This window comes from Veillonella orientalis, from assembly GCF_018406505.1.
In the GTDB taxonomy this organism is placed as follows: Bacteria; Bacillota; Negativicutes; order Veillonellales; family Veillonellaceae; genus Veillonella; species Veillonella nakazawae.
The window spans coordinates 1,259,612-1,275,240 of the sequence record NZ_AP022322.1 but is presented as its reverse complement, the minus strand read 5'-3'; the positions used below and the strand labels follow the sequence as shown (position 1 = coordinate 1,275,240).

Here is a 15,629-nt window from a genome sequence, read left to right as displayed (position 1 = left end):
AGAACTATGAAAGGAGTACATATGCTTTCAAAAAATGTAGACTTAAATAACACGGTGATCCTAGTAACGGGAGCCGCTGGATTTGTAGGGGCTAATCTTGTTATGTCCCTGTTATCTGAAGCAGAAGGAACTCAAATTATCGGAATAGATTCTGTTAATGATTACTATGACGTGGCCTTAAAAGATTATCGATTGCAACAAATTGATGAGATGAGCAAAGATAATAAAAATACGTGGATATTTAAAAAAGGGAATATTGCAGATAAGACCTTTATTGAAGAAATTTTCTCTACGTATAAACCACGTATTGTTGTTAATTTAGCAGCACAGGCGGGTGTGCGGTATTCTATTACGAATCCTGATGCTTATATTGAGTCTAATATTATTGGCTTTTACAATATATTAGAGGCTTGTCGTCATTCTTATGATAACGGTGAAAGTGGAGTAGAGCATTTAGTTTATGCATCATCGTCTTCTGTGTATGGTGCAAATAAACAAATTCCATACTCTACAGATCATAAAGTAGATAATCCCGTATCTCTTTATGCGGCTACAAAAAAATCAAATGAATTATTGGCTTATTCTTATGCCAAGTTATATAACATTCCTAGTACAGGACTTCGTTTCTTCACGGTTTATGGTCCTGCAGGGCGTCCTGATATGGCATACTTTGGTTTCACTAATACATTGCGTAGTGGCGGGACCATAAAAATCTTTAACTATGGTAATTGTAAACGTGACTTTACCTATATCGATGATATTGTAGAAGGCGTATCTAAGGTTATGTGTGCAGCACCAGAGCGTCGTAACGGAGCTGATGGATTGCCAGTACCACCATATGCTATCTATAACATTGGTAATAGCCATCCTGAAAATCTTCTAGATTTTGTACGTATTCTTTCAGAGGAATTGGTTTCTGTTGGTGTATTACCAGAAGATTACAATTTTGAAAACCATAAAGAATTAGTAGCTATGCAACCCGGTGATGTACCTGTCACTTATGCAGATACAAGTGCTCTAGAAGAAGATTTTGGATTCAAACCGAATACATCTTTACGCGAAGGGTTACGGAAATTTGCTATATGGTATAAAGAGTTTTATATGACGGAGGGCAAATAAATGAAGATTGCAATTGCTGGGACCGGCTATGTAGGCCTTTCAAATGGTGTTTTATTAGCACAACATAATGAAGTAGTAGCCCTCGATATTATTCCTGAAAAGGTAGAAATGTTAAATTGCAAAGAGTCACCTATTGTAGATGCAGAATTGCAAGAGTATTTGGCTACAAAAAAATTAAACTTTAAAGCTACCTTGGATCCTGTAGAGGCTTTTACAGGTGCTGATTATGTTATTATTTCAACCCCTACTAATTATGATCCTCAAAAGAATTTCTTTGATACCTCTTCTGTAGAGCAAGTTATTAAAACAGTACTAGATATTAATCCTGATGCTGTTATGGTTATCAAGTCAACTGTGCCAGTTGGGTATACAGTTCAAATGCGTAAAGAATTCAATACAGAAAACTTGATTTTCTCTCCAGAATTTTTACGTGAAGGTAAAGCTTTGTATGATAACTTACATCCTTCCCGTATTGTGGTAGGAGAAGACTCTAAAAGGGCTCGTTGCTTTGGTCAACTATTAGCTGATGGTGCCATCAAAGAAAATGTGCCTCAATTATATACGGATTCTACGGAAGCAGAAGCTATTAAATTATTTGCTAATACGTATTTAGCATTGCGCGTTGCTTACTTTAATGAGTTAGATTCTTATGCAGAGGTGCGTGGCCTTAGTACAAGCCAGATTATTAATGGTGTTTGTTTAGATCCTCGTATAGGCGACTTCTATAATAATCCATCCTTTGGTTATGGAGGTTATTGCTTACCAAAAGATACTAAGCAATTATTAGCTAACTATAATGATGTTCCACAAAATCTAATTTCTGCTATTGTAGATGCTAACAGAACTCGTAAAGACCATGTAGCAGATGTTATTATAGGAAAGAACCCAAAAATTGTTGGTATCTATCGCTTGACTATGAAAATGAACTCTGATAACTTTAGAGCATCTGCAATTCAAGGTGTAATGAAACGAATTAAAGCGAAGGGGATTGCAGTAGTTGTTTATGAACCGACTCTTGATGCAGAAGACTTCTTTAATTCCCCTGTGATTCGTAACTTTGAAGACTTTAAACGTGTTAGTGATGTCATAGTAGCTAACCGTTGGGATAAGAGTTTAGAAGATGTGAAGGATAAAGTTTACACAAGAGACATTTTTGACCGCGATTAATGTGAGTATACGTATTGTGGCGTTTAGGAGAGTAGTATGAAACGTTGGATACTATATATCCTGTTAGGGCTAATAGTATTTTTTATATGGGATAATTCGATGCAGAATGGTGGATCATCAGATGGATTTAGTTTACTTTTTGCAGAGACTTTGACTCCTATAGCAAATAAATTAGGCTTTCATGGAAATATATGGACCTTAAATAGGATTGTTCGAAAGTTGGCACATCTCTCAGAGTTTACAATCCTTGGTGGTGTTTTATATACGATTCTACGTCGATATATTACATATGGTACCGTAATTAAGACTGTAGGTTTAGGAATGTTGATAGCTTGTCTTGATGAATTTATACAAAGATTTTCACCAGGCCGTAGCTCTCAGTTCTCTGATATTTTGATAGACACAGTAGGTGTTGTTATTGGTATTTTAGTGGTGAAATTAGTCTATAATATCAGGTATAAGAGAAGTACATATAAAAATTAAATTGTTAATAATATACAGATGAGTGAAAAATACCTCATAATCTTAGCGATTATGAGGTATTTTTAATGAAGATAATATGAAAATATAAATAATATATTAAATAAACACATTATAATTTATTTATTTTTATATAAAAATCACTATACAAGCTACTTTTCCCTTGATATAATCATGAATAGAAAATGAAAAATAAATGAGAACAACATGAAATTTATAAAGAGAACGATATCTGTAAGGGGTTATCGTAAGTAGAAGGGAAAGAATATGAATCGCGTGGTTGACTTACATGGTTGCATTTTGCCAGCTGTGTTAGGGCCTCAAGGGCCACAAACAATGGCAGAATCAGTAAAAATGATAAAATCTTTGGCTGAACAAGGAATTACAGATATTTTCAGTACTCCTGATGTGACAGTATCTATGGATATGAATACTTGGGATGAAATGGAAACAACATTGAATGATGTAAAACTTGCAGTAGGTGAGCAACAAGTAGATGTTACTATTCACAGTGGTGCTCGTGTTTTACTTTGTGATGAAATGGTTGAATATATTGCTTCTCATCGCAATCAGTATTTGTTGGGTAATAGCCATTTTATGTTAGTAGCATTACCTGCAAATAGTAAGGTTCACCATATTAATGCATGGTTGCTAAGCTTACTAGATATGGGCATTGTTCCTATCATTAGTGAAGTAGAAACGCATCGCCAATTATTTACAAAACCAGAACAGTTATTGGAATGGGTAGATAAAGGGATTTTAATTCAATGTAACATGGCTTCCTTTAATCATAGTAATGCTAATTATCATAGAGCGATCGAACTATATCGTAATGGATTAATTCACTTCTTTGGCACTGGTTATTGTAGTGAAAGTGATGTACAAGCGCATCAAGGGTATGTAGAAGCTATTTCTAAATTAGACAGTACATACAAAAAAGATTTGTTGCCAAATATTCATCTCAATGAGCGCGATCTTTTAGCTGATCGCACATTCTATCCTACTGTTCCTTCTAGTTGGGTAGGTCAAAAATCTAACTTCTTGACTCGTCTATTTGGGTTTACATTATAATTTAAATAGGTTCTTTTATTCATGCTGTATTGGCATGGCTAAAAGAGCCTATTTTTACTTTATATTGTATTTGTTCTTGAAAACAACCACCATATATAGTATACTGAGTTAGCGGTAAAAAATAGAGAGTTTAGTCATAATTCTTTACATTTTTACATATAAATTTATAAAAAGTATGGTTTTCCATACTTTTTTCTATGTCTTAACATATATTCAGCGGTAACAAAATGGGGAGGTTGCCAATATGTTGCAGGTCATTAAACGGGATGGTACAAAGGTACCATTTGATAAGAATAAGATTGCTTTGGCTATAGAAAAAGCTGAGCATAGTAGTACAGGGTTGTACGAAGAGGGGTTGGCACAGCGTATTGCTGATGAAATTGAAGAATATGCTACAAAGCTCCAAAAAGACATGACAATTTATGCTATTGAAGATCAAGTGTATTATAAGTTGATTGAGTATCATAATCCTGCAACGGCACGTGCCTATGAAGGTTACAAAGCTGTTCAAGCTTTTAAACGTCGTCAAAATACCACTGATGATGATGTAATCGGTTTATTAGATCGCAGTAATGTCAGCGTTCTCGATGAAAATTCTAATAAGGATGCTGCCATTGTATCTACACAACGTGATTTAATCGCTGGTGAAGTATCTAAGGATATCGCTCGCCGTAAATTAATTCCTACAGATATTTTAGAAGCCCATGATAGTGGTGCTATCCATTTCCATGATATGGATTACATTATCCAACCTATGTTTAACTGTTGCTTGATCAATTTGGAAGATATGCTAACAAATGGTACGGTTATCAATGGTAAGAAAATTGATACACCTAAATCCTTCCAAGTTGCATGTACAGTAACAACGCAAATTATTGCCCAAGTTGCATCTGGTCAATACGGCGGTCAAAGTATTAATGGTATCGATCGCATCTTGGCGCCATTCGTACGTAAATCTTACGAAAAAATCCTTAACAATGTTATTGAAGAACAAGTTGAGATTTACGGGATGGAACCAAATATGGAAAAGGCTCGTGAAATTGCGTGGAAACGTACGCGTAAAGAGGTTAAGGATGGCATCCAAACTATCCAATATCAAATCAATACATTGATGACTACAAATGGTCAATCTCCATTTGTTACGTTGTTCATGTATTTTAAACCTGATTATGAATACGCTAAAGAGGCTGCTCTCATTACAGAAGAGATTTTACGACAACGCATTAAGGGTGTAAAAAATGAAGCTGATGTATATATTACGCCAGCATTTCCTAAATTGATTTATGTTCTTGATGAACATAATGTAACGCCTGATAGTCCATATTACTATTTAACTGAACTTGCTGCACAATGTACGGCTAAACGCATGTATCCAGATTACATTTCCGCTAAGAAGATGAAGGAAAACTATGAAGGTAATGTATTTAGCCCAATGGGATGTCGTTCTTTCTTATCTCCTTGGAAGGATGAAAAGGGGAACTATAAGTTTGATGGTCGTTTTAATATGGGCGTTGTAAGTTTGAACTTACCTCAAATTGGTATCTTAGCTCGCGGTAGTGAAGAAAGATTCTTTGAAATTTTAGATAAACGTCTTGAATTAGCGGAAAAAGCATTACTATTACGTTACAACTTATTAAAGGATGTAGTAAGTGATGTATCGCCAATTCATTGGCAACACGGTGCTATTGCGCGCCTAAAAAAAGGAGAGAAAATCGCTCGCTTCCTTACTGGTGGTTATGCAACAATTTCTCTTGGCTACATCGGTATTTATGAAGCAACTCGATTGATTACTGGTCAGTCTAACACAGGTGAAAAAGGGCGTGTATTCGCCATGAAAATTATGGATCGTTTAAATGATGCCATCAATCTATGGCATGATAAACATAATCTTGGCTTTGGTTTATATGGTACACCTGCTGAAAGCTTAACAAATCGATTCTCTTCTCTCGATCGTGCTCGCTTTGGTGTAATTGAAGATATTACTGATAAAGGGTATTACACTAATAGTTATCACGTTAATGTTCGTGAAGAAATCAATGTATTTGATAAGTTTAATTTTGAATCTGAATTCCAAAAGAAATCGACCGGCGGTTGTATTTCCTATGCGGAAATTCCGAATATGACTAACAATATCCCAGCTGTTTTGACTATGATTCAATATATTTATGATCATATTTCTTATGCTGAGTTTAATACCAAGTCCGACTACTGTCACGAATGTGGTTTTGATGGTGAAATTAAGGTCAATGAACATAATGAATGGGAATGTCCTCGTTGCCACAACACAAACCGCGATAAATTAACTGTAATTCGTCGTACTTGTGGTTATTTAGGTGAAAACTTCTGGAACGAAGGTCGTACGAAAGAAATCAAAGATCGTGTAATGCACATTTAAAATTATTAGAATTATAGTTACTATAAATACATGGTAAAAGCTGTGCCTAGCGCACAGCTTTTACTATACATGTGAAAAATTGAAATATATCTATATAGTGTTGATCAAAGTTGATATGCACTACTATGGAGGTAATTATGAGATATGGGCAAATAAGACAATATGATATTGCCAATGGAGAAGGAATTCGTACATCTATCTTTGTGACTGGATGTACGCATTGTTGTTATAACTGCTTTAACGAAGAATACCAAGATTTTAATGCCGGTAAAGTATGGACACAAGCTGAAACAGATCTAGTTGTTTCTTATGTTAAGAATCCTAACTGCTCAGGTTTAACTTTATTGGGTGGAGAGCCTTTCCAAAATGTACAAGGTTTATTACCTGTAGTAAGAGCTGTACGAGGGGCTGCACCAGAAAAGAAAATTTGGGCCTATTCCGGGTATGAAATAGATGATATTTTAGAGGATGAGTTGCGAAGTGCTTTATTACAAGAAATTGATATCCTCGTAGATGGTCGATTTGTAGATGAACTTAAAGATCCAGCATTACGATTTAGAGGTTCATCTAATCAACGTATTATAGATGTTAAGAAAACATTAGAAACTGGTGAAGTTGTGTTAGCAATGGAGTAAGTATGGCATTTGATAAACGTTTAATAGGCCTCATAATTATCGTTGGATTTATAGCTGGATTAGTAGGGGCTTCTTATACACATTTAATGCATAGTATTCAGCATTTTGTATATCATTATTCTTCTGCAGATCATATGAGTTTTGGTGCTGCTGTAGCGCGAGTATCTCCAGTAGAACGATTGATACCACTTATTATTTGTGGTCTCATAGGTGGTGTGGGTTGGTTTCTTATTCACCGATATGGTAAAGGTGTTGTAGATATTAAAACTGCGGTTTCCGGTAAGATGGATATGAATCCTATCACTACTGTTTTACATGCAACCTTACAAATTATTACGGTAGCTATAGGTTCACCTTTAGGGCGAGAAGTAGCCCCTCGTGAAGCAAGTGCGGGGATTACAACTTTTTTAGTTAAGCACTTTGATATAAAACAAGAAGATCGCCAATTATTGATTGCTTGTGCAGCAGGTGCTGGCTTGGCAGCGGTTTATAATTCACCGTTATCGGCAGCGATTTTTACGTTGGAAACATTGCTTCTTACATGGAATATACGCGCAATGAGTGCTGCTCTTATATGCTGTGGATTAGCAACTTTTGTAACTCGACAAGCTGGTGTAGGGGATGTCATTCAATATACAATGGCTCAACCTAGCTTGGGCAGTCACTATGTAGAATTCTCTATCGCCTTGGGCGCTATTGTTGCTTTAGGTGTAGTTTTATTTAATATTACTCAAGGTAAGTTACCTTCTATTCATCGTAGCAGTCCTATTATGATCCCAATATCTATCGTTGCGTTTACAATTATTGGTGCATTAGCTATGTATTTCCCTGAAATTTTAGGGAATGGTAAGGCCGGGAACGAATTAACCTTTACCAATGATATTACATGGACTTATGCATTAGGATTATTTGGTTCTAAGTGGGCAGCAGTATTACTCGCATTAGCAGCAGGTGCGTATGGTGGTCGTATTACTCCATCTATGATGTTGGGCAGTACGTTAGCCATAGTATTTGGTACTTTTTGGTCTATTGCCGTGGCTCCTATATCATTGGGGATGGCTGCCTTTATCGGTGCCGTAGCATTTTTAGGACTTGCACAAAAAATGCCTATGACCTCATGTGTATTTATGCTTGAGCTTTCAAGATTTTCTGTAGAAATGTTGTTCCCTATAGCGTTAACTATGGGTACAGCGCTTATGGTAGAGCAGATTATTCAGTCAAAACTAAAGAGTGATAAATAGTAATCTAAACACATGGATGCTTCCCTGTATTTTACAGGGGGCATCCATTTTGTTTTTTTGATCCTTTTGTTGTTGTAATAGTTAATATATTCTTCTATCGCTACTACAAAAGTATTAAATGATGAATATTCTTTTCAATAGAATAATTTAATAGTATATATAAGAATATCGAGGACTGTTCGAGTGACGGTGCCTCGATATTTTTTGTATATCGAAAAATTGATAATTTGAACGCATAATTATGTGAAAATAAAATGAAAAAAATTTTACTTATACAGTAAAATGTGGTATTTTAGTTATATAATTTTGAGAAAATCGATATAGTCTCAGTTTGGTTATTGTAATTTTTATGTAAGTGGATATAGTTAGTTTAATTTATAGGAGTAAGATTGATGAATCGAGTTTTTAAAGTAATTTGGAATCGTACAAAGGGGTGTTACGTAGTCGTAGCGGAAACGGCAAAGAACATGACGAAACGTTCTTCTTTGTCGGTTGTATTTTCTAAAATGGTAGGTGCTACTGCGCTTGCCGTTATGTTGACGGGCGTTATGATGCCTACGGATGCTTTGGGGGCACCGATTATAAATGGTATCGGAGCGCAGGCCTCAAATAATGGTGGTATCGCTATTGGTGATATAACTAATGCACTTGGTGATTATAGTGTAGCCATCGGTAACGGTGCAAAAGCAGTCGGTGAAAGTACTGTAGGCACGAATATCCCGACAAGTACAGTAGCTATAGGTCAAGGGGCACAAGCTTTGGAAAACGGGGATATCGTTATCGGTCGTTCCGCAAAGAGTATTGTTTCTACGCATCATGGTAATCCTGGATCCGGCGCTGTTGTTATGGGGGCGGATGCTGCTTCCTACGGTGCTCGTGGTGATGTGGCTATCGGTGCATCTGCGGAAACAAATGTAAAAATTAAGAATGATGGCGGTACTGTTAACCCTAAATATGCGCAAGGTGTAGCTATCGGCAGCACTGCAAAAACTTATGGTACACAGTCTCTTGCTCTCGGTGCAGATACAAGAGCTATTGGTAATTCATCTGTTGCCATCGGCGGTGATGATATCGATATGGCTCGTACTGAATTGGAAACAGCTGTGCCTCAATTGGCTGCAGGAAACGGTATTAAAAAGAGCTTTAACAAGGAAATTGAAGATAAATTCGCCGGCACTCTTGGTTCGGCATCTATTAATGTAAAAGGTAAATATGCAAATACGGCGGCTATCGGTGATGCAACTACGGCTATCGGTACATTGAGCGAAGCCTATGGTACAGGCTCTACAGCAATCGGTATCAACTCTTTGACTAAAGGTGTAGCCAGCACCGGCATCGGTATCATGACACGTAGTTGGGGAACAAATTCTCTTGCTCTTGGTACGCAGGTTGGTGCTTACGGTGATCGTTCATCCTCTATCGGTGATACGAACCAGGTCGGTTTAGATATGAAAGACGGTTCTAAATCCGGGAAAGAGTCTGCTGCTGTTGGTTCCAAGAATACGATTTACGGTAATCAGGCGTATGCTATCGGTGCAGGAAATACCATCGGTTCCGCTACTGTTATGACCACGACGGAAGCAAATGGTAGTGGTGCAGGTGCCGATCAGGATAAAATTACAACTGTTACAGACGGTACTGTTAAAGGTAATATGTCCGGTGCATTCGGCTATAAGAACAGTATTACGGCCGATAATTCTTATGTAGTGGGCAGTAACTCCAATGTTTCCGCTGATGGGGCTATGGTTCTCGGGAACAATGCTTCCGTGACGGCGAAAAATGCTGTGGCTCTCGGTAATAATACAAAGGTAGATAATGAAAGTGCTGTAGCTCTGGGGACCGGTTCTGAAACGGCAGCAGCTGTAGCGACACCTTCCGCAACCATTAACGGGGCTGTACATAACTTTGCAGGTATTAATCCGGCATCCACTGTAAGTGTCGGCAAGGCAGGCATGGAACGGACAGTTACTAATGTAGCGGCAGGTCGTATTTCCGCTACTTCTACGGATGCTATCAACGGCAGTCAATTGCATGCAGTTACTTCGGAGATGGATAAGGGCGTGGCATATGCCGGTGATGTGAAAGCTGCATCGGCTACAGCTAATCAATTTACTCGTAAATTTGGTGAACAGACGAATATTATCGGTGGTGTGACTGATCCGACAAAACTATCCGATAATAATATCGGCGTTGTATCCAACGGAACGGATACATTAAATGTAAAATTAGCGAAAACGTTAACCGGTCTAGAAAGCGTTACTGCCGGCAGTACGACTATCAACAATGACGGCTTGACTGTAGGCGGTAAGACTTATGTAACGCCGAACGGTATCAATGCGAACAATCAGAAGATTACCAACGTGGCGGATGGTAGTAATCCTAATGATGCAGTTAACTATGGCCAGTTACAAAAAGCTATCAACGGTACTGCGAAGGCATCCACTGTGAAAGCAAAGGATGCGAATGTGACCGTAACGGAAGGTACGAATGCGAATGGCGGTAAGGAATTTACTGTCGGTTTAGGCAATAAAATTAATGTTGGTGCTGCCCACCCTGTAACTGTAGATGGTGATACAGGTCATGTAACAGGTCTCACGAATACGGATTGGAATGTGGATAATCCAGTGGCTGTATCCGGTCGTGGTGCTACGGAAGATCAGTTGAAGAAGGTTAACGACAAAGTTAATACGAATAGATCCGACATCGACAAAAATAAACAGGATATTGCGGGTAACAAACAGAACATCAATAAAAATGCCGGAGATATCGCCAACAATACGCAGAACATCAATAAGAATAAACAGGATATCTCCGATATCAATAAAACTCTTGAAAAAGGCTTGAACTTTGCCGGTGATACGGGTGCCGTAAGCAACAGAAAATTAGGTGATACAGTAACTATCAAAGGCGGTGCTGATGCAGCTAAATTATCCGACAATAATATCGGTGTTGTATCCGACGGTAACGGTACATTAAATGTAAAATTGGCGAAAGAATTACAGGGGTTAACGTCTACAACTTTCACAAACGGTGGTAATAACACTGTTATCAACGGTGACGGTATGACAATCAATCCTGCCGGCGGTAATAAGGTGAGCCTCACAAAGGATGGCCTCGATAACGGAGGTAATAAGATTACGAATGTAGCCGACGGTACGGATCCTAAAGATGCGGTTAATAAATCCCAATTGGATAAGGCGACAGCGGCTGCGACTACAACGGTGACAGCCGGTAAAAATATTATCGTTACACCTGGCACCAATGCGGATGGGTCGAAAAACTATGAAGTGGGTCTTAAGGATCAGGTGACAATGGGCACAGATCTGACAAAACAAGTGGCTATAGACGGCAACGCCGGCACAATCAAAGCCGGCGATAAGGTTGAAATCAATGGTAATAAAGGTACTATTAAAGCAGGCAATGTAACGATTGACGGCGAAAACGGTACCATTAAGGCCGGCGACAAGGTAACGATCGACGGCAAAGACGGCAAGATTGCGGCAGGGAAAGTTGCTGTTGACGGTAAGGACGGCTATGTGACAGGTCTGGAAAACAAAGATTGGGACCCTGATAATATCTCAAGCGGTCGTGCTGCTACAGAAGACCAGTTGCAGAAATCTCACAAGACCTTGGATAATAAAATTACCAACTTGGGCGATGAAATCACGAAGAAAGGTATGGATTTTGCCGGTAATACAGGCGAATTCCATCGTGATTTAGGTCAAAAGGTTACCATTAAAGGTGAAGGTACAGAAAATGATGATAAATATTCCGGTGAGAATATTAAGACCGTAGCCGAAAATGGTAATGTTACGATCAAGATGGCGAAGGATCTCAAGACTGACAGTTTAACTACCGATAAGGTGAAAGTCGGTAAAAACGGCAAAGACGGCGTATCCATTACAGGACCTAACGGTGCTGACGGTACGGACGGCAAGGTAGGCATTGCCGGCAAAGACGGTAAAGATGCTGTATCCATGTCCGGTAAAGACGGTGTCGGTCACATCGGTTTAAGCGGTAAGGACGGCCGCAATGCGGATATTACCGTTGATAAAGGCGATCCTGACCTTAACGGAAACGAAATCACTCGTATTAAATACCGGGATGAAAACGGTAAGACACATCAGGTGGCAACCAAAGATGATGGTATGAAGTACGGTGGTGATACCGGTACGGTTATCAAGAAACAGCTTAACGAACAGGTGAATGTAGTCGGCGGCATTACCGATGCCAATAAGTTGACCTCAGAAGATAATTTGGGTGTCGTATCCGACGGCAACAATAACCTTAAGGTTCGTATGGCGAAGGACTTGAAAGGTCTAGAAACCGTAACGACTAAGGACGCTGACGGTAATACAACCGTTATGAACAGTGGCGGCGTGACAATCACTCCGGCCGGCGGCAATCAGGTGAGCCTCACAAAAGACGGTCTCGATAACGGCGGCAATACGATCAGTAATGTCGGTCCTGGCGTAAACGGTACCGATGCGGTTAATGTAAATCAATTGAAAAATGCAACTGGCGGCTTGTCAAATGCCATTAATGCGGTAGCGGGCGAAACGCAACGTGTGGGCGCTCATGCGGCGGCACTTTCAGCATTGAAACCTATTCAGTATGATCCGTTGGAACCGACTCAGGTGATGGCCGGCATCGGCAACTATCGCGGTGAAACGGCGGCGGCTCTAGGCATTGCACATTACACGGCGGAAGATACCATGTTCCATGTAGGGATGTCCGTAGGTAGCCACCATAACATGGTGAATGCCGGTGTAACTCGTAAATTCGGCACTTCCGATGCGAAGAAAGCTGTTCCTGAACGTTATAAGGGCGGTCCTATCAGTTCTATTTATGTGTTGCAAGATGAAGTAACAGCGTTGAAAGCTGAAAATGCACGTATGCAAGAAAGCCTCCATGAGTTGTCTTCTGTTAAGGATGATAATGCACGTATGCAAAAACGTATTGATGAATTATCCTCTGTGAAGGAAGATAATGAACAAATGAAGGCTCAAATTGCATTGTTGATGCAACAAGCAGGTCTTACAAAATAATCGAATCTGAATATTCGAGTTCTTCATGGCTCATGTAAGGATTGTGAAAGCCGCCCTTCGGGGGGCGGCTCATCATAAGGAGGATGTATGAAATTCAAAAAAATTATACCTGTATTGGCGCTTGCTTGTGTATGTGCAGTAGGTCAGGCGGATGCGGCTCGGGATACTTTGATGATGCCAGAACAACCAGCTGAACCATTAAACGTGATTGAAGCAGAAGTGGCTATTCCTGTACCTAGCGAAGAAGTTCGTGAAGTAGTGAATGCTTTCACACAATTCCAATTGGATCAAAAAGATAGATATATCATGGACGACTCTCGTATTATGAAGGGCCAAGAACGGTACCGCAATAATGCATTGTATTATATGAACGTTCGTCGTAGCTGGTACATTGTGAGTCATCGTTATAAGAAAGACAGCTATGCACGCATGGCGTTAGATCGTTTGTATAATGATTATAAAGACTTCTTTATGAATCATGTGACTGTGTCTGACGATGAAAAAAGGGACTATGCACAACAAATCATTGATATCTTGGATCGCAATACGGCCAATGTACATGATGATGAATTGCGTTTCTACATGAATGAAATGGTTATCTTTAGCTTGAAAGAAGCTATGAAAGACGGCAACAATCGCGTGAAACCTGCCGAATAAGAAGACATTTCTAAGATGATGGAAGAACATCGTAGGGTGGATCTTCGACAAGCGATTTATGCACCAACAATTCAATAAAATTTAGACCACATAAATTATGAAAGCCGAGGCAGTGATTGCCTCGGCTTTTGTTATTGTCTTTAGACTGGTTCGCGACGTAGTCGCGAATCATAAAACCACCCGTTTTACGGGTGGTTCTGATTATTTGTGCAAATTTTATTGTATATGTGATTATACGATTTTGGCGTTTTTATCGTATTCCTCGCCACCTGCATCAGGAAGCATACCGTATTCAATAGTCCATAAGTGTTTATATTTTAAAGCTTGATTGTGAATACGTTCGATTTGAGTTTCATCTGTGCGAACAATACGAGCAGGAATACCTACGACTAAAGAGTTAGGTGGGATGACAGTGTTTTCTTTTACTACCGCACCGGCTGCAATAATAGAGCCAGAGCCAATATGACAACCACTTAATACAATGGCACCCATGCCAACTAACACATTGTCTTCGATTGTACTAGCATGAACGATGGCACCGTGGCCGATTGTTACATAATCGCCAAGGACGCATGCTTTATCGTCGTCTACATGTAATACAGAGTTGTCTTGTACATTAGAGTAACGACCTACTACAATTTTGTTTACGTCACCACGAAGTGCACAGTTTTGCCAAATAGATGCATATTCTTTAAGCTCTACATCACCAGCAAGTTCAGCACCGGGCATGACGCAACTTTTAGGATCTAATTTTGGATATTTTCCATGAAATGGTAACATATAGTACTCCTGATTCATTAAACAATTTCAATAAGGCGTTGAGCCTTACGAATAGACATAATTGCTTCGTTCATTACAGTTTGAACAATTGTATGAGCTGGTTCGATAGCGACAAGACGATTCAAGGCTTGTCCAACTTGTACCGCACCGTTTACAACATCACCATCAATTGCGGCGCGTTTATTAGTGCCTTGAGACATTTTTGTACGCTCTTCAGGTGTAGTAACACCATCAGTTTCTGCTGCTAAATAGCGAGTAGTAAATTCATTTTTTAGGCTGCGAACACCGCCGTGGCCAGAGAGAAGACCGGTTACAACAGAATCAGTATCTGTAGCTTTGATGATTGCTTCTTTCATATTTTGATGTGCTTGGCATTCTTCCGCTAGCAAGAAGCGAGAGCCCATTTGTACACCTTCCGCACCCATTAGTAGTGCAGCTGCAAGACCGCGACCATCTACGATAGAACCGGCAACTACTACAGGAATAGAGATTTCTGGTAAAATATTTTCCATTAAGGACATAGTTGTTTGGCTACCGATATGACCACCAGCTTCCATACCTTCTACGATCATCGCATCAGCACCTGCTTCTTCGATACGTTTAGCCAATTTAAGGGAAGGGACTACAGGAATAACTTTGATACCAGCCTCTTGGAGTGGTTTGATATATGGTACAGGATTACCAGCACCGAGTGTTACAAATGCAGGTTTTTCTTCGATAATAATATCGACTAACTCATCTTTATTAGGTGCCATTAACATGAGGTTAACACCGAAAGGTTTATCAGTTAACTCTTTACATGCACGAATTTCATTACGTGTCCATTCAGCATCACGACCACCAAGGGCGATAACACCTGTTGCGCCAGCATTAGCAACGGCAGCAACTAATTTGTGTTCAGATACCCAAGCCATAGCACCTTGGATAATAGGGTATTCAATTTGTAAAAGTTCCGTTAAAGCTGTTCTCATAAATCCTCCTATGATAACAAAATAAATGATGATTTCTCTAATCAATAGTTCATAGTAAGATAGTA

10 protein-coding genes and 2 pseudogenes are annotated in these 15,629 nt (G+C 39.3%); 9 read left to right on the top strand and 3 right to left on the bottom strand.

Features of this window, described 5'->3' with window-relative positions; translation table 11 throughout:
• Positions 1-21: 21 nt before the first annotated feature.
• The 7 genes from VEIS1202513_RS05775 to VEIS1202513_RS05745 all read left to right on the top strand — a co-directional run bounded on the left by VEIS1202513_RS05775 (position 22) and on the right by VEIS1202513_RS05745 (position 8,108).
• On the top strand, positions 22-1,119 hold the full coding sequence (locus tag VEIS1202513_RS05775) for an NAD-dependent epimerase/dehydratase family protein (RefSeq protein WP_213466969.1): 1,098 nt from the start codon (positions 22-24) through the stop codon (positions 1,117-1,119).
• Complete coding sequence (locus VEIS1202513_RS05770; protein ID WP_213466967.1) at positions 1,120-2,286, top strand: nucleotide sugar dehydrogenase; 1,167 nt, start codon at positions 1,120-1,122, stop codon at positions 2,284-2,286.
• A gap of 36 nt (positions 2,287-2,322) precedes the next feature.
• Positions 2,323-2,769 carry a VanZ family protein gene (locus VEIS1202513_RS05765; protein ID WP_213466966.1) on the top strand — a complete coding sequence of 149 codons (447 nt, stop codon included), beginning with the start codon at positions 2,323-2,325 and terminating at the stop codon, positions 2,767-2,769.
• Between the two features lie 264 nt (positions 2,770-3,033).
• Positions 3,034-3,837 carry a tyrosine-protein phosphatase gene (locus VEIS1202513_RS05760; protein WP_213466965.1) on the top strand — a complete coding sequence of 268 codons (804 nt, stop codon included), beginning with the start codon at positions 3,034-3,036 and terminating at the stop codon, positions 3,835-3,837.
• A gap of 244 nt (positions 3,838-4,081) precedes the next feature.
• Positions 4,082-6,232, top strand: coding sequence for an anaerobic ribonucleoside-triphosphate reductase (gene nrdD, locus VEIS1202513_RS05755; RefSeq protein WP_119209257.1), 2,151 nt, complete (start codon positions 4,082-4,084; stop codon positions 6,230-6,232).
• Between the two features lie 137 nt (positions 6,233-6,369).
• Positions 6,370-6,867, top strand: a complete 498-nt coding sequence (nrdG, locus tag VEIS1202513_RS05750; protein WP_178885189.1) for an anaerobic ribonucleoside-triphosphate reductase activating protein — start codon at positions 6,370-6,372, stop codon at positions 6,865-6,867.
• A 2-nt stretch (positions 6,868-6,869) separates the two neighbouring features.
• Entirely contained in the window at positions 6,870-8,108 is a 1,239-nt protein-coding gene (locus VEIS1202513_RS05745; protein ID WP_213466963.1) for a chloride channel protein, read from the top strand.
• On the opposite strand, the pseudogene VEIS1202513_RS05740 reads toward VEIS1202513_RS05745, so the two are convergent.
• Positions 8,081-8,227 (bottom strand): annotated as a pseudogene (locus VEIS1202513_RS05740) (IS3 family transposase); the annotation flags it as partial. The gene VEIS1202513_RS05745 and the pseudogene VEIS1202513_RS05740 sit on opposite strands and share 28 nt — an antisense overlap.
• A gap of 273 nt (positions 8,228-8,500) precedes the next feature.
• Between VEIS1202513_RS05740 and VEIS1202513_RS05735 the strand changes: the two are divergent.
• Complete coding sequence (locus tag VEIS1202513_RS05735; RefSeq protein WP_213466962.1) at positions 8,501-13,156, top strand: ESPR-type extended signal peptide-containing protein; 4,656 nt, start codon at positions 8,501-8,503, stop codon at positions 13,154-13,156.
• An 87-nt stretch (positions 13,157-13,243) separates the two neighbouring features.
• A pseudogene (locus VEIS1202513_RS05730) lies at positions 13,244-13,891 on the top strand (hypothetical protein).
• Positions 13,892-14,044: 153 nt separating this feature from the next.
• Here the strand turns inward: VEIS1202513_RS05730 and VEIS1202513_RS05725 are convergent.
• Together VEIS1202513_RS05725 and VEIS1202513_RS05720 are read right to left on the bottom strand one after the other, a co-directional pair.
• A complete protein-coding gene (locus tag VEIS1202513_RS05725) occupies positions 14,045-14,593 on the bottom strand; it encodes a gamma carbonic anhydrase family protein (protein WP_156719554.1) in 549 nt (182 codons plus the stop codon).
• Between the two features lie 17 nt (positions 14,594-14,610).
• Complete coding sequence (locus VEIS1202513_RS05720) at positions 14,611-15,564, bottom strand: nitronate monooxygenase (RefSeq protein WP_213466960.1); 954 nt, start codon at positions 15,562-15,564, stop codon at positions 14,611-14,613.
• Positions 15,565-15,629 lie beyond the last annotated feature (65 nt).